This window comes from Microbacterium sp. LMX7-1.2, from assembly GCF_040675935.1.
GTDB lineage: Bacteria > Actinomycetota > Actinomycetes > Actinomycetales > Microbacteriaceae > Microbacterium.
In genome coordinates, this window is sequence record NZ_JBEGIL010000001.1 from 1,596,368 (window position 1) to 1,614,702 (window position 18,335).

General features: G+C 69.6%; 13 protein-coding genes. 6 read left to right on the plus strand and 7 right to left on the minus strand.

Annotated elements, in window-relative coordinates; all coding sequences use genetic code 11:
• The first annotated feature begins 197 nt into the window (after nucleotides 1-197).
• The 3 genes from MRBLMX7_RS07715 to MRBLMX7_RS07725 all read left to right on the plus strand — a co-directional run bounded on the left by MRBLMX7_RS07715 (nucleotide 198) and on the right by MRBLMX7_RS07725 (nucleotide 3,496).
• Nucleotides 198-1,508, plus strand: coding sequence for an ABC transporter substrate-binding protein (locus MRBLMX7_RS07715; RefSeq protein ID WP_363367246.1), 1,311 nt, complete (start codon nucleotides 198-200; stop codon nucleotides 1,506-1,508).
• A gap of 87 nt (nucleotides 1,509-1,595) precedes the next feature.
• A complete protein-coding gene (locus MRBLMX7_RS07720; RefSeq protein ID WP_363367248.1) occupies nucleotides 1,596-2,579 on the plus strand; it encodes a carbohydrate ABC transporter permease in 984 nt (327 codons plus the stop codon).
• Entirely contained in the window at nucleotides 2,576-3,496 is a 921-nt protein-coding gene (locus MRBLMX7_RS07725) for a carbohydrate ABC transporter permease (protein ID WP_363367250.1), read from the plus strand. The genes MRBLMX7_RS07720 and MRBLMX7_RS07725 overlap by 4 nt, the downstream gene beginning before the upstream one ends.
• A 104-nt stretch (nucleotides 3,497-3,600) precedes the next feature.
• Here the strand turns inward: MRBLMX7_RS07725 and MRBLMX7_RS07730 are convergent, their stop codons facing one another.
• The 3 genes from MRBLMX7_RS07730 to MRBLMX7_RS07740 all read right to left on the minus strand — a co-directional run bounded on the left by MRBLMX7_RS07730 (nucleotide 3,601) and on the right by MRBLMX7_RS07740 (nucleotide 11,425).
• Nucleotides 3,601-3,927 carry a hypothetical protein gene (locus MRBLMX7_RS07730; protein ID WP_363367252.1) on the minus strand — a complete coding sequence of 109 codons (327 nt, stop codon included), beginning with the start codon at nucleotides 3,925-3,927 and terminating at the stop codon, nucleotides 3,601-3,603.
• 242 nt (nucleotides 3,928-4,169) lie between these two features.
• Entirely contained in the window at nucleotides 4,170-9,308 is a 5,139-nt protein-coding gene (locus MRBLMX7_RS07735; RefSeq protein WP_363367254.1) for an endo-alpha-N-acetylgalactosaminidase family protein, read from the minus strand.
• A 284-nt stretch (nucleotides 9,309-9,592) separates the two neighbouring features.
• Nucleotides 9,593-11,425: a glycoside hydrolase family 35 protein gene (locus tag MRBLMX7_RS07740; protein ID WP_363367256.1), complete on the minus strand. Its 1,833-nt coding sequence runs from the start codon at nucleotides 11,423-11,425 to the stop codon at nucleotides 9,593-9,595.
• Nucleotides 11,426-11,517: 92 nt separating this feature from the next.
• Between MRBLMX7_RS07740 and MRBLMX7_RS07745 the strand changes: the two genes are divergently transcribed.
• Together MRBLMX7_RS07745 and MRBLMX7_RS07750 are read left to right on the plus strand one after the other, a co-directional pair.
• Entirely contained in the window at nucleotides 11,518-12,552 is a 1,035-nt protein-coding gene (locus tag MRBLMX7_RS07745; RefSeq protein WP_363367258.1) for a LacI family DNA-binding transcriptional regulator, read from the plus strand.
• Between the two features lie 19 nt (nucleotides 12,553-12,571).
• Entirely contained in the window at nucleotides 12,572-13,390 is an 819-nt protein-coding gene (locus MRBLMX7_RS07750) for an MOSC domain-containing protein (RefSeq protein WP_363367260.1), read from the plus strand.
• Between the two features lie 12 nt (nucleotides 13,391-13,402).
• Here the strand turns inward: MRBLMX7_RS07750 and MRBLMX7_RS07755 are convergent, their stop codons facing one another.
• From MRBLMX7_RS07755 to purM, 3 genes are read right to left on the minus strand one after another with little or no spacing between them, the layout of a single operon-like run.
• Entirely contained in the window at nucleotides 13,403-14,728 is a 1,326-nt protein-coding gene (locus tag MRBLMX7_RS07755) for a CynX/NimT family MFS transporter (protein ID WP_363367262.1), read from the minus strand.
• Entirely contained in the window at nucleotides 14,701-16,173 is a 1,473-nt protein-coding gene (gene purF, locus MRBLMX7_RS07760; protein ID WP_363367264.1) for an amidophosphoribosyltransferase, read from the minus strand. Before purF ends, MRBLMX7_RS07755 begins: the two co-directional genes overlap by 28 nt.
• A gap of 6 nt (nucleotides 16,174-16,179) precedes the next feature.
• Entirely contained in the window at nucleotides 16,180-17,295 is a 1,116-nt protein-coding gene (gene purM / locus MRBLMX7_RS07765) for a phosphoribosylformylglycinamidine cyclo-ligase (protein WP_363367267.1), read from the minus strand.
• A gap of 62 nt (nucleotides 17,296-17,357) precedes the next feature.
• Here purM and MRBLMX7_RS07770 point away from each other — a divergent pair, with 62 nt between their 5' ends.
• Nucleotides 17,358-17,984, plus strand: a complete 627-nt coding sequence (locus tag MRBLMX7_RS07770) for a zinc-binding alcohol dehydrogenase (protein WP_363367269.1) — start codon at nucleotides 17,358-17,360, stop codon at nucleotides 17,982-17,984.
• Nucleotides 17,985-17,990: 6 nt separating this feature from the next.
• Here the strand turns inward: MRBLMX7_RS07770 and MRBLMX7_RS07775 are convergent, their stop codons facing one another.
• Complete coding sequence (locus tag MRBLMX7_RS07775; protein WP_050723247.1) at nucleotides 17,991-18,305, minus strand: hypothetical protein; 315 nt, start codon at nucleotides 18,303-18,305, stop codon at nucleotides 17,991-17,993.
• Nucleotides 18,306-18,335 lie beyond the last annotated feature (30 nt).

An 18,335-nucleotide genomic window follows, 5' to 3' on the forward strand; every position in this document is an offset into this window, starting at 1 on the left:
CGTGCGTCCCTCCCGCGATCGAGTCGACCCGCCGACGGCGTCAGCGATGTCAGCGCTCCCTAAGCGAAGGTCACTGACGCCGTAATCGTTGTCCTCACGCCCTTGTGAGCGCAAACATTTTCTGATTTGATGTGCATGTGATCGACGGCGCCCCGGTGCCGGACCCGCACGAACATGACCTCAAAGAGGAGAACAGCATGGCACCCACCCCTCGCCTCATCCGCACCGCAGCCGTCGTCGCCGTCGGCACCGTCTCGGCCTTCGGACTCGCGGCCTGCTCGACCACCGACTCCGGCGGCGCCGACGCGGGAGAGCCGATCACGATCGAGTACGTCCACCGTCTGCCCGACGGCGACGGGATGACCAAGGTCGACGACATCGTGAAGCGCTGGAACGCCGATCACCCCGAGGTCCAGGTGAAGGCGACGAAGTTCGACGGCAAGTCGAGCGACATGATCCTCAAGCTCGAGACCGACATCAAGGCCGGGAACGGCCCGTGCCTCGCGCAGACCGGGTACTCGGAGGTCCCGCAGCTCTTCGTCAAGGGCCTCCTGCAGGACGTCGCCGACGAGGCGACGAAGTACGAGGAGCACTACTCCGCCGGCGCGTTCAGCGGCATGAAGGTCGGCGACGCGATCGTCGGACTGCCGCAGGACACCGGACCCCTCGTCTACTTCTACAACGAGGCCGAGTTCGCCGCTCTCGGTCTCGACGCCCCCGCGACGCTCGACGACCTCGCTGCGGACTCCGCGACCGCGGCCGCTGCAGGCAAGTTCGTGACCGCCTTCACCCCCGACGAGGCCCAGAACTGGCTCGCAGGGCAAGCCGCGGCCGCAGGGGACACCTGGTTCGCCGCCGAGGGCGACGAGTGGAAGGTCGACACCGAAGGAGACGGTTCGCAGAAGGTCGCGGCCTTCTGGCAGGGACTCCTCGACAACAAGCAGACCCTGACCACGGAACGCTGGGGCGAAGGCTTCACCTCCGCACTCAACGACGGCAGCCTGATCGGCCACGTGGGCGCGGCATGGGAGGCGGGGTTCCTGCTCGACTCCCTCGATGGCACCCCCGCCGAGGGACAGTGGCGCGTCGCACAGCTCCCCGACATGGGCGCCGGCGCCCAGAGCGGCCCCGACGGCGGATCCGGAGTCTCGATCATGAAGGGATGCGAGCACCCGGCCGAGGCCATGGAGTTCAACGACTGGTTCAACACGCAGGTCGACGACCTCGCCTCGCAGGGGCTCGTGGTCGCCGCGAAGGGCGACGTCGAGACCCCCGAGAAGATGCTCCGGCAGTTCGGCGGCCAGGACGTGCTCGCCGAGCTCGCCACCGCGACCGAGAACCTCAACCCGGACTTCCCGTACGCGCCCGGATTCTCCACGCTGTCGAAGATGAACGAGACCGCCGCAGCCGCAGCATCCGGTTCGGCGACCGTCGCGGACATCTTCACCACCGCGCAGGACACGGCCGTCGCCTCGCTGAAGGACCTCGGCCTCCCCGTCGCCGAGTGATCGACCACAGCCAGAGCACGAGATGACCGGTGGCGGAGTGCGCGATCACGTGCACTCCGCCACCGTCATGGACCGAGAGGCAGGACAATGGCCACTGTGACCGACACGAGGGCGACGTCGCCGTCGACGAGACCGCGCCTCCCCTCGACGGCGACACGCACCCGCCGCACAGGAGTCGGACGGAGGCGCGAGGGACTCACCGGCTGGCTGTTCATGGCGCCGTTCGCGGTGCTCTTCGCGATCGTGTTCCTCGTGCCGATCATCGTGTCGGTACGGTCGTCGTTCTTCGCTCAGGTCCCCGCCGGGGGCGGCCTCTACGGAGGCGGCGAGCTCGTCGACACGTTCGTCGGGCTCGACAACTTCGTCGCCGCGGCGGGCAACGGCGCGTTCTGGCTCGGCATGGGACGCGTCATCCTCTTCGCATGCCTGCAGATCCCCGTCATGATCGTCGGCGCGCTGGCCCTCGCCCTGCTGCTCGACTCGTTCATCGTCAGACGGCCCGCCCTCTTCCGCCTGTCGTTCTTCCTCCCGTACGCGGTGCCCGGCGTGATCGCGGCGATGATGTGGCTCTACCTCTACACGCCCGAGGTCTCACCCTTCCTCCCCTACCTGCCGGACGGCACCGACCTCATGTCGCCGCAGACCATCCTCTTCTCCATGGCGAACATGACGACGTGGACGTACATGGGCTACAACATGCTCATCTTCCTGTCGGCCCTGCAGGCGGTGCCCCGCGACCTCTACGAAGCCGCACGTCTCGACGGCGCATCCGGATTCCAGATCTCGATGCGCATCAAGGTGCCGCTCGTCCGAGGCGCAGCCCTCCTTGCCGTGCTGCTGTCGATCATCGGCACCATCCAGCTGTTCAACGAGCCCGTGATCATGGAGAGCGCCAACTCCTGGATGGGCAAGGACTTCACCCCGATGATGCTCACCTACAACTCGATGATGGGCGAACTGTCGCCGTCGGGCAGCGGCCCGGCATCCGCCTACTCCCTGCTCATGGCCCTGATCGCCGGGGTCCTCGCCATCGTGTACGCGCTGCTGCAGCGCCGGAAGGGGGACGCATGACCGCCACCGCTCTCGCCACCACCGTGCCCGCCCCGGGGCGTCGCCGCGCGCGCCGCCCGGACCTCGACGCCCCGCCGCCGTCGATCGCACCCGGACCCGTCGCCCGCGCGTTCGGGATCATCGCCCTCGTCGTCGCGACCCTGTACTTCCTCGTGCCGGTGTACTGGCTCGTCGTCGCCTCCACGAAGGACAACACCGACCTCGCCTCGACGTTCGGGTTCTGGTTCGCGGAACCGAACCTCGTCGCGAACTACGACAGCCTGATGGGCTGGACTCAGGGGCTGTTCTGGCGCTGGGTCGGCAACTCGCTCTTCTACTCGGTGAGCGCGGGCGTCATCGGGACCCTGTTCGCGGTCATGGCCGGATACGCGATCGCGAAGTTCGCCTTCCCCGGCAAGCGCATCGCCGTGGGGATCATCATGGCGGGACTCCTGCTCCCGGTGGCGCTGCTGACAGTGCCCCTGTACATCGAGTTCCACGCCCTCGGACTCACGAACACGGTGTGGGCGATCATCATCCCCTCGGCCGTATCGCCGTTCGGCGTGTTCCTCGGAATGGTCTACGCCGAATCCTCGGTGCCGACCGAGCTCCTGGAGGCGGCGCGGATCGACGGAGCCGGCGAGGCGCGCATCTTCTTCACGATCGTGCTTCGCCTCCTCGGCCCCGCCATGGTGACGATCTTCCTCTTCATCTTCGTCGCAACCTGGAACAACTTCCTGCTGCCGCTCATGATGATCTCGAGCCAGGACCTCAAGCCGGTGACGCTCGGTCTGTACGGCATGATGAGCTACTTCTCGCCCGACAAGGGCGCCGTCATGCTCGGCGCACTGCTCGGCGTCATCCCGCTGATCCTCCTGTTCTTCACGCTGCAGCGCTACTGGCGGTCGGGGCTGGCGGCCGGCGCCGTGAAGGGCTGATCCGGAACCTGGGAAAGAGGCCCCTGCCACGGCGGGGGCCTCTTTCGCGTGCGCCGGTCCTGGCGCTTCGCGTTCTGAGACGCACGGCGGCACGGTCCGGTGCTCTACGGCTCTTTGCACGCGGGAAGGTCCACCAACCCGGCCGAACCGCACGAAAGGCTCATGCCCCACTCCTTGTCTCCGGAGCAATTGAAGATGCGGAACTCGCTCCAGTCGTAACTGCCGAACTTCCCCGGCCAGGCCCAGAAGATCACGTCGGAGTCCCCGAACTCGACCTCGATGCCCTGCTCTGCGAAGAACGTCCAGGTAGCGGGGCCCGAGTAGACCTCATCCGTGTCGTTCCAGCAGATCCCGTCATCCGTGCGCGTCCACCGCCCACCGGGTACGTTGACGAGGTTTGCCTTGCCGCCGGGCAGGATCAGCAACGACATGGTGAGGTCACCGGGCTGAGGGGGGCGTGAAATGTCTCCCCCGTCCCACTGGGCGGGAGGTTGGGGGCGCGACTCGGGGCCGCGCTCACCGCACCCGGTAACCCCGACTGTGAGAAGCGCCAGGCTGACGACAGCGGCGACGAGACAGCAACGGCGATTCACATGCATGCATAGCAACGTACCCCGGGGCACGCAGAGGGGGCCCGGACGTGATCGTCCGGGCCCCCTCGGGATGCCGTGCGTCAGTCTGCGCGGCGGCGCCTGCCCCACATCAGACCGCCGATCGTGAGCAGCACCAGGGCGGATGCCGCGAGCGCGGCCCATGCCGAGCCGTCGCCGCCCGTGACGGCGAGCGCGCCGGTCGCCGAACCCGGCACCGCCGTGACGGCCAGTCCGGTGCGCGCGAGCTCCGCGCCCTGGGCGTTCGTGGCGACGAGGGCGTGGGTGCCGGCGGGCGTGTTCGCCGGGACCGTCACGGTCGCCACGGCGGTGCCGTCGGCACCCACCGTCACCTCGCCGAGGCGCACCGGGTCGGAGTGCAGCCATACCTGCACGACCGCTCCGGCGTCGAAGCCGCGCAACTGCACGCTGAGGCTCGCACCGGCGCGCGCCGTGGCGACGGAGGCGGTGATCGTGGCGTCCTTCGGCGTCGCCGCCGTGGTGACTTCCAGCGCCGAGCTCGCGAGCTCCGCGCCCCCGGCGTCCTTGACGATCAACCGGTGCGCCCCGACCACGGCATCCGCGGGGATCAGCAGCGACGTCGACAGGGCGCCCTTTCCGTCCACCGCGGCATCCGCGATCCTCATGCCATCGAGCCAGAACGACACCGCCGAATCCGGGGCGAAGCCGGTGAGCGCGACGCCCACGCTGTCCCCCGCCCGTGCCGATCCGGCATCGAGGTCGAGCACCGGATCGGTCGCCTGACCGCATCCGTCGAGAGCGTCGTCAGGGCGGGGCTTCGGCGCATGCCCGGCTTTCGCCGCGGGCGTGCCGTACACGGCCACCTCGGCGATCGCGGCGAACTGCGTGCCGGAGATCGACGATGTCGCCGTGATCCGGACGTAGCGCGCGGTGGTCTCGGCGAAGTCCACGTCCTGCCATCCGGCGACGTTCTGCCAGTCGCCCGAAGCCACCGGCGTGTACGTCTGACCGTCGGTCGAGACCGCGACCTCGTAGCCCTTGATGGGACCGTTCTGGTTCGCGCCGCGACGCAGGTACGAGACGCCGTCGACCGTCTCGGCGGCTCCGAGATCGAGCGTCACCACGTGCGGATACGACGTCGCGCTCGTGCTCCAGCGGCTGTGCCAGAAGGTCCCGGCTTCGCCGTCGAGCATGTTCGCCGCAGCGCCGTCCTCTCCCTCGGTCTCCTCGGAGCTCGCGGAGGCGGTGATCTGCGCGTTCGGGATCCTCGCCCTGCTCGCGACCGCCGTCTGCTGCGTCGTGCGCACCGTGCGCACGTCGCAGTCGACGAGGTAGGTCGCCGCGATGCCGATGGCGACCGTCGCCCCGGCGGCCTCCGCCGGGGCGGTGACGAGCCAGGTCGTCTCGACGGTCTTCCCGGGGTCGACGGAGGCGAACAGGTTCGACGATCCGTCGGCCACCTCGATGTCGTACCCCTCGGGCAGGTCGAGCGCGACCGCGACGTTCTCGGCGACGATGTCCTCGCTGTTCGTGAACTGCGTCGTGAACGTCGCCTGGGCGCCGGGGTTCAGCACTGCGCTCGCTCCCGAGACCGTCGCGCACGGCGTCCCGCCCGCGGTCGGCCCGAGATCGGTGACTGTGAAGTCGTCGAGCACGAAGTCGACGTCAGGTCCGCCGGCGCGTTCGAGGCCCACCCAGGTGTAGTCGCCGCATCCGACGACCACGTCCTGCGAGAACGCCGTCGTCTCGAGCGCCTGCTCGACAGGGGTGCGGTTCAGCACAGTCGACGACACCTCGCCGTCGGTCACCGCGTCGGTGCCGGTGAGCCAGCGGTAGGAGCCGCTCGCACCGGCCTGATAGTCGAAGCCGATGCGGTACGTGTGCCCCGCCTGCAGCGGCACGAGCGTCGGGTCGGTCCGGTAGACGAGCCCGTTGTTCTCGGAGTGCGACATCAGGGAGTGGTCGCCGGTGAGGGTGGAGTCCACTGCGAGACCTGCGAGCGCGCCTCCGGGAGCGAACGGTGCGGCGGTGTTGCGCCACTCGCTGCTCGCGTACGGATCGTGGCGTCGCGAGATGCTGGTGCGCGCATCGGTCACACCGCCAGCGTCACCCTTCACGAACGGCCCCCATCCGGGCTGGTTGCCCTCGAAGTCGTTCGAATAGACCGTTCCGGCTGCGAAGGGCGTCGTGGTGTCGGACATGATCCGCGCGTTGTCGATCCGCACCGTCGCGTCACCTTCGGCCGCGGCGATCGATACCCGCACCTCGCCCGACGCCGGTGCGAGGAACGACACGGTCGCGCGCTGCGAGTGCCGACCGTTCTTGGAGTCCGCGGCCACGTAGTTGTACGTCGGCGACAGATTCCAGGTGCGCTGCACGGCACCCGAGCCGGTGTCGACCGACATCGTGACGTCGCGCGTCGCGATCGGATCGATCTCCACCTGCGCCGAGAACGAGTACCGCTCTCCCGGGGTGAGCCCGGTGACGGTCTGGCCGATCGACGACGCGGCGTCGCCGAGTACGGCGATGTTGTCGCCGCGGGAGTCGCCCTTCGCCGTCCCTTCGTCGGTGCGTGCGACCGTCACATCACCGCTCGGGTGCCACGCGTCGAGCGATCCCGCATTGAATCCGGGGTCGTCGAGGCCGGCGTCGCGGTAGTCGACCGCGGCCCGCTCGGAGCCGCCCTGCGGCACGACGACGTACGCCACGCCCTTGTCGCCGGTGATCGTCAGCTCGCCGCCGACCGCGTTCACGGTCCCGACCTTCTGCCGGCCCTGGTCGCCCAGCGCGAAGACGTCGAACGCCGTGTTCGCACCGAAGGCGTCGGTGAGGCCGAACGTCTGAGCTCCGCCCGAGGCCGAGTAGAAGTACATCTTGTCGGCGTCGACGGGCGATCCGGCCTCCGTGTTCGACGCGAGCGACTGCCAGGGAAGCAGGTACGAGTCGCCGCGCAGCACCGTGGCTCCGTCCATCGTGATGACGCGTGTGCTGCCGTCCATCGTGATCGCGACGTCGTCGGTGAGCGCCGCCGACTTCCCCGCCTCGTAGGCGAGCAGATCGAACTGCTGGATGAACTTGGTCGGCAGGCTCTGCGTCCACACGTTGCCGATGAAGCCGTCCCAGTTCTGGTTGCCCACCCATCCCTCGGCGTCGACCAGTCGCTGCTGGCCGAGCAGGGCGTCGTCGTTCCAGATGTCTGCCTGTCCGTTCTGGATGAAGCGCACCATGGTCGAGTTGATGCCCTTGTTCGTGACGCCTCCGTAACTGAGGTCGTTCGGCCAGTGCGACCACACGGTGTTGTCGACGAACTTGTCGCCCCACTCGGTCGCGACCTCGAGCCCCATGCCGTGCAGCTCGTCGGCGAGTTCCTCCGCGACCCAGCCGTTCGAGTAGTAGACGTCGATGTAGACACCGCTGAGTCCCGGCACCTCGTCGCGCAGCTGCTGGAAGCGGTCGAGCACCCGTCCCGACCCGAGGTCGGCCTGCTGGTTGATGTAGTACGACTGGTCGAGCCAGTTCCAGCCCGGCTTGTAGGGGGCGGCGCCGTCGATGATCGCCGCATCGAAGGCATTCGCCTGCGGGTACATCTCCGTCGCGTTGACGTGCACGCTCATGTCGGCGTTGAGCTTCGCGCCCTCGTCCACGAGGTGGTTGAGGGCCTCGACACCGCCGGCGCGCTCGTTGACGTTGTCGCCGTAGTCGGTGTTGGCCGAGTCGTGCCCCTCGCTGCCGTAGCCCTTGTTGAGCACCCACTGACCGAGACCGTCGGTCTGGTTCGCGATGCGCTTGGTGTTGTCGAGCGTCAGGTCGAAGTAGTTGGTGGCACTCGAGGCGAAGTTGAACGGGATGCGGCTCACGACACGCTCCGCGACGCGGTCGGCGCCGAGTCGTGGCGTGTCCACTTCCCGATAGCGGATTCCGGCATCCTGCCAGTCCACCGCGCCGTCGCCGTTGCGGTCGCCGGTGAGCAGCACGGTGACCTTCGGCAGCTCGTAGGTCGTCACGCGGTCGTCCACGGCGGTCGTCGGGTGGATGAGCCAGCTGTTCGAGCCGATCTCGGCGGTGCGTCCGTCGACGCCGGTGATGCGGGTGGTCAGTCGTGTGTTCCACGACGCCGTGCTGCCGGAGGCCTGGGTGGTCGAGTTGGAGATCACGCTGCCGATGAGGTCGCCGGTGCCGAGGAACGCGAAGGCCGCGCCCTTCTGCCCTGTGGGCGTCCCGGCGTTCACCGCGATGTGCTCGTCGGCGTTCTTGGTGCTGTCGGGGCTGATGACCGTGCGGTCGAGCACGGGAGACCCATCGGATGCTCCGGCGGAGAGGAAGGCGTTGTCCGGCAGGCCGAGCGTGGTGACGGGAGTCGAGCCTTCGACGCCCGTGACCTCGAACACGACAGACCCCTCGGCGTCGACCCGGATGCTGCTGCGCACCGTCACGTCGATCCCGTCGAGCACCGAGACGTAGTCGATACCGGCCGCTGAAGGCGTCGCCGTGGTCGTCGCGGTGCGCGCGGTTCCGTTCACCGACCACGTCGCACCGGCTGCGCGCTGGCCGCCGATCGTGGCGCCGCCCACGGAGTACTCGACGATCTGCGGGAAGTCCGCGGCGACCGTCGCCGTCGTGCCTCCGCCCGAGATCTGCACCGTGTCACCGACGGCGGGGCCGCCGGGATCGGTCACGATGGGCGGGAGCGCCTCGTCGCTGAGCACCTCGATCTCGCCCGCTCCCCCTCCGTTGCCCGCGGCGTCCTGTGCGTCGAGGATCACGAAAGCGACGTAGCGGCCGGTCTTCGCCTCGCCGAGCGCGATGCGCTGCTTCTCGTCGTTCGCGGTCGGGGCGTGCAGAGTGGCGGTGGCGGCCGCCGTGCCCCAGCCGCCGTTCTTCGGATCCGTGAGGGCGACGGCCTCGTCGTCCGTGACGTACACCTCGACGTTCTTGGCCGAGACGCGCTGGCCCCTCTTGCCGGAATAGTCGACCGCGGAGATCGAGATGGACCGCTGCAGGTCGAGCGAGAGCCAGTGCGGGGCGGGGGCCGGCGTCGTGTAGCGCGAGACCCACTGCGTGGAGAAGTCGCCGTCGAAGGCTCCGAGCGCGGTGCCGTCGAGCGCCGGGGGTGCGGGGTACGCGTCGGATTCGCTCGAGACCGCGGCCAGGCGGTACTCGGACTTCGGAACCGGGATCAGATCGGCCGCCTGGGCCGGCGCGGCCTGCGCGACGACTCCGCCGACGGCGAGGGCGGTCACCAGCAGGGAGCCGACGGCTCTCCCTGCGCGGTGGGCTCGGGGTGTACTCAACACGTCTTGCCTCTCGGATGGGGCGACACGGCGAGGAGACGCCTCGATGCGTCGCGCTGGACACTCGCGGACACGAATGTTTGCGCTATCACCGTAGGCGGATCATGCTCGATTTTGCAATACCCTGAGTGATATAAGCGTAAACATTCACGGATTTCGCTCGCGACGGTCTCCTCCGCCGGGCACACGAAGGGCCGCCTCGCGTCAGCGCGAGGCGGCCCTTCGTCACGGCGTCAGGAGCCGATGAACTCCTCGCGGGGCCCGAACGAGGGCTGCTCCCGGATCTCCACCGCCCCTCCGAGACCTGCAGTGTCGAGCACCACGATCTCGTTCTCGCCCGCCCGCCACAGCGGCGCCGGCGCATAGAGGGTCTCCTGCGGTCCGATCTCCCAGTAGCGGCCGAGCAGGAAGCCGTTGAGCCACACCATGCCCTTCGTGCCGCCGGGGAACGCGAGCCAGGCGTCCAGCGCCTCCTCGACCACGATGGATGCCGTGGCCAGCCCTTCCGAGCCGGTGGCCGCCACCGCCGCCATGGCCGTCTCGTCGAGGCGCGGCGCGTCCTGCGGGAGAACCCTGTGGGTCCACCCGTGCACCAGGCGCCGCCCGATCATCACGCCTCGCATGATTCCCTTGCCCTCCCCCGTGTAGGGCCCGTAGTTGATCCGCCCGAGACTCTCCACGAGGAGGGTGAGATGCGCCTCGCGCCTCGCCCCGGGCAAGGTGACGGTGGTCAGGCCGTCGCGTTCGAGCACACCGAGACACTCGCCGTCGAGCAGCACCGTGGCGCGGTCGTGCAGCCCGTCGACCGTGAGCGCGGCTCCGTCGCGGAAGGACACGGTCGCCTCGTACGCGACGAGGCCGTCCTCTGCGCCGAGCTGCTCGAACGTCTGCGGTCGCGGGGATGCCGAGCCGACCACCGGTGCGGAGCGGATCACGTCGACGAGTCCGGCGACCGCCCGCAACGGCGCGGACGCCCCGCGCTGACGCCGAGGCTGCGCGGGGACCGGCGGGAGCTCCCTGTCGTGGAAGGGCTCGAGGATCCGGCGCATCTCGTGGAACTTCTCACCGAGCGTCCCGTCCTCTCCGATCGGGGCGTCCGAGTCGTAGCTCGTCACGGTCGGCTGCAGGACCCGGTCGTGGTTGGCGCCATTCCACAGGCCGAAGTTCGTGCCGCCGTGCGCCATGTAGAGGCTCACCGATCCCCCGGCATCCAGCAGCTCCCGCACCGTTCCGCCCATGCCGGCCGCCGATCGCACATGATGACGCTCACCCCAGTGGTCGAACCATCCGCCCCACAGCTCGCTGCACATGAGCGCCTCATCGCCCCGCCGGAGTGCGCGGGCTGCGGCTACCCCGGTCCCGAACGTGAAGGTCGTCATCGCACCAGGCACGCTGCCGTGCTCGATCATGTCGGCGGTGATCCCGTCGGCCGTGGTCAGGAGCTCGACGATGCCGTGACGCCGCATCGCATCCCGCTGGTGCACCAGGTATGCGGCGTCGCTGCCGTAGGAGCCGTACTCGTTCTCGATCTGCACCGCGACGATCGGCCCGCCGTGGGCGGCCTGCAGCGGAGCCAGCCGAGGCATCAGCTCGTCGTACCAGGCGTCGACGGCCGCGAGGAAGTCGGGGTCGCTCGAACGCAGCGCGGCGACGCGACCCGAGAGCCAGAAGGGGATGCCGCCGTTCGACCACTCCGCGCAGATGTACGGACTCGGCCGTACGAACACGTCCAGGCCGACTTCTCCGGCGAGCGCGATGAAGCGCTCGACGTCGCGCCAGCCGTCGAAGCGGCGCTCGCCCTCGACGCGCTCGTGGAAGTTCCACGCGACATAGGTGTCGACGGTGTTCGCGCCCATCGCGGCGAGACGGCGCAGCCGGTCCTCCCACTGGTCGGGGTGCACGCGGAAGTAGTGGATCGCTCCCGAGAGGATGCGGTGCGGGACGCCGCCGCGGAAGAGCGCGCCGTCGCGCCAGGACAGGGCGGACGCCGGGGCCCCGACGGTGCGCTCCGGGGCGTCGGCGCCCGGGGAACGACCGTCGACGGCGCGGGCGAGAAGGTCTGACATGATCCTCCAGCGGTAGTGTTTGCGTTCACATTATCGCACCACAGCTCCCCGTGGTTCGTGATATTCCGCTGTTTGATCGCTACCATTGCCCCATGCCCCCTCGTCGCCATCAGGAAGACCGATCCCCCAGCCAGGTCGACGTGGCCCGCCTCGCGGGAGTGTCGACCCAGACGGTCTCCCGTGTGGTGTCGGGACAGGACAACGTCCGCCCCGACACGGCGCGCCGCGTGCTCGCCGCCGTGGAGGAGCTCGGCTACCGGGTGCACGCGGCCGCGGCATCCCTCGCCTCCGGTCGCACGCGCGTGCTCGGGGTGATCGTCGTCTCGACCGATCGCTACTCGTCGGCCGCGCTCGGCGTCGGCATCCAGCAGGTCGCAGCCGCGAACGGGTACACCGTCACGACGGCGGCGGTCGCGGACCACGCGTCCACCGAGGCGTTCCTCGAAGCGTTCGACCGGCTCGAGCGCCAGGGCGCCGAAGGCATCATCCTGGGCGTGCCGGTCGAGCTCGACAGCCCGGCCATGCGCGCGCGCACCGAGCGGACCCCGGCCACCCGCAGCGAGCGGAGCTCCCTCGACGACGACGCGCCGCTCGCCGTCGACCAGCGCGCGATCGCCCGGCTCGCGGTCGAGCATCTGCTCGACCTCGGCCACGCGACGGTCTGGCATGTATCCGGCGACGACTACTGGATCGAGACGCAGCACCGCATCGAGGCGTGGGAGCAGACGCTGCGCGACCGCGGCATCGCACCCCCGCCGTTGATCCCAGCCGACTGGACGCCGGAATCCGGCTACCGCGCGGGACGCACGATCGCCGCCATCCCCGACGTCACGGCCGTGTTCGTGAGCAGCGACGAGATGGCGTTCGGCCTGATCCGTGCGCTGCACGAGGCCGGACGCAGCGTGCCCGAAGACGTGTCGGTGGTCAGCGTCGACGACATCGCCCTGGCCGCCTACGCCTCCCCCGCGCTCACGACCGTGCGGCAGCCCTTCGAGGACATGGGACGTGCAGCTGCACTGCGCGTGATCGCGAAGATCGAGGGACACGACGCGATCGGCGAGATCCCGTCGACCGATCCCCAGCTCGTGGTGCGGTCGTCGACCGCACCACCGTCGACCGCCCGCTGACGCCTGAGAGGATCGAGGGATGGCTCACGTCGTCGCGCTCTACCGTCACCCAGTGAAGGGCTTCACCCCCGAGCGCGTGGATGCGCTCACCGTGCAGGCCGACGGGCGCGTGGCCGGCGATCGGGTGCTCGCCTTCCGCTTCGCGGACGCCGCTGCACCCGAGGACCGCGACGGTCTCGACTACTGGCCGAAGTCTCAGGGGCTATCGCTGCAGGACTTCCCGGCGCTGGCCGCGCTGCGCCTGCGCTACGACGACGTCGATCGACGGCTGCGGATCGAGCACGACGGCAGGATGCTCGTGGAGGCCGGACTCGACGAGCTCGGCCGCACGGCGCTGAGCGAGGCAGTCGCCGACTACGTCCTCGCGACCCCGGAAGGTCGCCGGCTCCGTCGACCCGGGCGCATGCCGCTCGTGCTGGTCGGCGACGGACTCACGTCGAGGTTCCAGGATCGTCCGCAGGGATACGTGTCGGTGCACAGCCACGGCAGCGTCCACGCACTGGGGGACGCGCTCGGACTCGGCATCGACGATCGACGGTTCCGCTCCAACATCGCGATCGACGGCGTCGCGCCCTGGGCCGAACTCGACTGGAGCGGGGAGGTCGCGATCGGCGACCTCGTGTTCCGCACCGCCGGACCGATCGTGCGCTGCCTCGCGACGCACGCGAACCCCGACACCGGCGAGCGCGACGCGAAGGTGCTGACCACGCTCACCCGCAGCTTCGAACAGGTCGAGCCGACCCTGGGACGCCTGCTGCTCCCGGCTTCACCGCAGGACGAAGGCGCGGAGTGGCAGGGCGGAGTCATCCGCGTCGGCGACGAGGTGCGCGCGGACTGAGCCCTGGCCGGGTCACCACCGGCCGTGCCGGCGCTCCCAGTCCTCTTCGATCGTGCGCCGGCGACCCGCGACCCATCCGGCGGGGATCGCCGCGACGAGGATGCCGACGAGCAGCCACAGCGGCAGCTGCCACCCCCCGGTGACCTCGTGCAGCAGACCCACCAACAGCGGGAAGACGGCCGCGACCGCGTAGCCGATGCTCTGCGCGAACCCGCTCAGCGCCACCGCGCTCTCCGGCGTCCGCGCCCGGATGCTGAGCAGCACGAGGCTGAGCGGGAACAGGATCGGTCCGAGGCCGAACAGCGCGACCCACAGCGGGAGCGCGACCGTCGGCGCGAAGAGCAGGCCGGCGAGCCCGGCGAGCCCGGCGACGATTCCGACGAAGAACACCGGCCGCGTCGCGTGGAAGCGCACGATGAGCAGCGGCACGATCAGCGAGCACGGCAGCCCCATCAGCCCGAACAGGGAGAGCAGGAGTCCCGCGTCGGCCGGCGAGACATCACCCACCTCGATGAGGATGGCCGGCAGCCAGGCGAACGACACGTACGCGAGCGTCGACGAGGTGCCGAACACGAGGGCGACCGCCCACGCCATGGGCAGCCGCCACAGCCGACCGAACACCCGCGGGTTCGCCGGTCGGGTCACGATCGGCCCGGTCGACACCGACGCCGGATCGGGGTTCTCGAGCTGCTCGATCGACGGCTTCACGATCGGCGGGGTGAGCACGGGCCCCTGAGTGCGGTTCGTGGCGAGCATCACGATCCACGGCACGAGCGCGATCGCCGCGAACACACCCCAGAGGCCGAGCGAGACGCGCCACCCCGCGGAGTCGGCGATCGGCACCGCGATCAGCGGCGGCACGAACGTCGACACCGCCATCATGGTCGAGTACACGGTCATCATGACGCCGAGGCGGTCGGGGAAGTACTTCTTCACGAGCGGCGGCAGCAGCACGTTGCCCGAGCCGACGCCCGCGAACACCACGACGGTCGCCGCGAGCAGCGAGGTCGAGTCCACCGCGAACCCGCGCAGGAGGAGCCCGGCGGCGATGAGAGCGATCGCGGCGACCGCGATGCGCTCGAGACCGAAGCGGCGTTCGACGAGCGGCGTCAGGAGGCCGAACACGGCGAAGCACACGGGCGGTGCGGCGCCGATGAGTCCGGCGACGACCGGGGTCACCGGGAAGTCCTCGGCGATGTGATCGATCACCGGCGACAGCGACGCCACGGCGGATCGCAGCGAGAAGGCGACCAGCACGATGCCGATCAGGGCGAGGGCACGCCCCCGCCAGAGCGGCTGCGCACCGCCGGTCACGAGGTCTGCGACCCCTCCACCCACGCGAGGTACTCGTCGGAGACGGTGCCCGTGACGTAGCGGCCGTCGAAGCAGCTCATGTCGAGATCCTCGATCGCCGAACCCTCGGTGATCGCGGCCTTGAGGTCGTCGACCTCCTGGTACACGAGGTGGTCGCAGCCGAGCACCTCGGCGATCTCGGGGATCGTCCGCCCGTGGGCGATCAGTTCCTGACGCGAGGGCATGTTGATGCCGTACACGTGCGGATGCCGCACCGGCGGCGCCGCCGAGGCGAACGTGACAGAAGTGGCACCGGCATCCCGCGCCATCTGGATGATCTCCTTCGACGTCGTGCCGCGCACGATCGAGTCGTCGATGAGCAGCACGTTCTTGCCCTGGAACTCCGTCGACATGGCGTTGAGCTTCTGCCGGACGCTCTTCTTGCGCACGGCCTGCCCGGGCATGATGAAGGTGCGGCCGACGTAGCGGTTCTTGTAGAAGCCCTCCCGATACTCGATGCCGAGCTTGCGTGCGACCTCCATCGCGGCGGGCCGCGAGGAGTCGGGGATCGGCATGACGACGTCGATCTTGTCCATCGGCACGTGCTTCGCGATCGTGTCGGCGAGGCGGTCGCCCATGCGCAGACGGGACTCGTAGACCGAGATGCCGTTCATGACCGAGTCGGGACGCGCGAGGTAGACGTACTCGAACGCGCAGGGGGCGAGCGTCGTCTCGTCCGCGCACTGCCTCGTGTGCAGCTCGCCGTCGTTCGTGATGAACACCGCCTCGCCGGGCTCGACCTCGCGGACGACGTCGTAGTCGGCGTTCTCGAGCACGAGCGACTCGCTCGCGACGACCCATTCGTCCTTGCCCTCGGCGCCGGGCACCGTCGAGGGACGACGTCCCAGGATCAGGGGACGGATGCCGAAGGGATCGCGGAATGCGAGCAGGCCATAGCCGGCGATCACGGCGATCACGGCGTACGCGCCCTCGATGCGCTCGTGCGTGCGGGAGACGGCCTCGAAGATGCGCTCGGGGTCGAGGTCGACCGTCGAGGTGGTGTTCTGCAGCTCCCCGGCGAGCACGTTCAGCAGCAGCTCGGTGTCGCTCGAGGAGTTCAGGTGGCGGCGGTCGCGCTTCGCCATCTCGGCGGTGAGCTCACGCGTGTTCGTGAGGTTGCCGTTGTGGATGAGGATGATGCCGTAGGGCGCATTCACGTAGAACGGCTGCATCTCCTCCTCGCTCGACGCGGTGCCCTTGGTGGCGTAGCGCACGTGGCCGAGGCCGACGTTGCCGAGCAGTCCGCGCATGTCGCGGGTGCGGAACGCCTCGCGCACCATGCCCTGCGCCTTCGCGTTGTGCATGACGCCGTTGGCCTCTGCCGTGGCGATGCCCGTCGCATCCTGACCGCGGTGCTGCAGCAGGAGGAGAGCGTCGTAGATGTCCTGATTGACCGGGGCTGTTCCGACCATTCCGACGATGCCGCACATGTGTGGTTACTTCGCTCCATCCGCGTATGCGCCCACCAGGCGCACCGCTCCACCGTCGACGCCCTTGGCGCCCTGCTCGAACTCGCCCTGGGGACGCGGGCCGAAACCGACCGTCGCGACCTGCCAGGCCGGCATCCCCTCGGCCTCGAGCGCCGCGATCGCCGCATCCTTCTTCTCCGCCGACACGATCGCCAGGAATCCGATGCCGAGGTTCCAGGTGCCCTCGGCCGATTCGAGCGTCGATCCCGCGATGTCGCTGAGCACACGGAAGACCGGGCTCGGCGACCACGTGCTGCGGTCGACCTCGGCCCAGCTGCCCTGCGGAAGCACGCGGGCGAGGTTCGCGGCGATGCCGCCGCCCGTGACGTGGCTCAGGGAGTGGACCCCGCCGTCGAGCGCCGAGATCAGGCGCAGCAGCGGCAGCGTGTACAGACGCGTGGGCTCGAGCAGCGCCTCGCCCCACGTGGTGCCGAAGTCGGCGGCGTTGTCGCCGTAGCCGATGCCGGCGTTCGTGACGATATGGCGCACGAGGGAGTATCCGTTGGAGTGGAGCCCGCTGGAGGCGACCGCGAGCACGGCGTCGCCGTCCTGCACGCGCTCCGCACCGAGGATGCCGTCGGCCTCGACCACTCCGGTCGCGGCGCCGGCGACGTCGTAGTCACGGGGTCCCAGCAGACCGGGGTGCTCGGCGGTCTCGCCGCCGACCAGCGCGGTGCCGGTCGCCGAGCACGCCTCGGCGATGCCGCGCACGATGTCGGCGATGCGCTGGGGCACGACCTTGCCGCACGCGATGTAGTCGGTCATGAACAAGGGCTTCGCGCCCACTACGACGATGTCGTCGACGACCATGCCGACCAGGTCCTGGCCGATCGTGTCGTGCTTGTCGATCGCCTGCGCGATCGCGACCTTCGTGCCGACGCCGTCGGTGCTGGTCGCGAGCAGCGGACGCCGGAAGTCGCGCAGCGCGCTGGCGTCGAACAGGCCGGCGAATCCGCCGACGCCGCCGAGCACTTCGGGTCCGTGCGTCGCACGCACGGACGACTTCATGAGCTCGACCGCGAGATCGCCGGCAGCGGTGTCGACGCCGGCTTCGGAATAGGGGTTGGTGGGGGAGGCAGCCACGCGTCCAGCCTACCGCCCGCGGCGCCCTCCGATCCCCGCGCGGCATCTCCTACGATGGGGCCATGGCCGACAAGCCGCAGTGGCTGATCCGCGAGGACGCGAGCGTCCCCGTGCTGGTGGCGCTCGCGCTGCGCCAGTCGCTCGGCATCCGTGCACCGCAGGACCTGCCCTCGCTGCGGGACCTGCCCGTCAGAGCACCGGATGCGACCGACGCGACGCCCGAGCTCGAGGCGCAGTGGCGTGACTACTGGGACATGACGGTGGAGCCGCGCGCGCATCACTCCGGTGTGCCGCTCGAGCTCGTCGACGGCTTCGACACCCTCGTCGCACTCCCGGCGTCCGGCGCGGAGCAGCTCACCGACGCGATCGCCCCGCACGCGGCATCCGCTCTGCACTACGCCCGTGTCGCGCACGATCGCTACGTCGCGTCCATCCGCAGCTCCATGGGTCACCGGTCCGGCTCGACCGACGGTGAGGCCTACCGTGCGTACGCGAGTGCGATCGCAGAGTTCGAGCGCGACATCGGCCGCCGCGCGCACTCGTTCGAACTCAACGTGCAGGTGCTGCCGTTCTCGCAGCGCGGCATCTGGTGGATCGGCGCCCTCACGGTCGCCGTGACCGACGGCCTGCGGCGCGACGTGGTGTCGTTCGACGCGGCCATCCGGCCCATCATCGCCGAGCTGGCGTAGGCGGGGTCAGTCGCTCTCGACGATCGTCTCGTGCTCGACCCGCACGACGCGGTCGTGGCGACGCGAGACGCGTTCGATCACGAGGGCGACGACGCCGCCCAGCGCGAGGCCGATCGGCACGGTCCACAGCAGCAGGAAGCCGAACACCTGTCCGGGCGGGTACACGACGTTCACGGCGTCGGAGGGCTCGTAGCTGCCCACGAGCGTGAGGATGCCGGCGACGACGATGCCGAGCACGACGCCGATGCCCATGAACACGCCGTAGCGCGGCACGCGGCGGACGGTCGCCTCGACCGTCTGGGAGGAATCGTGGGAGGACATGACTCCATTGTCCCACCGTTGCCCGTGCAC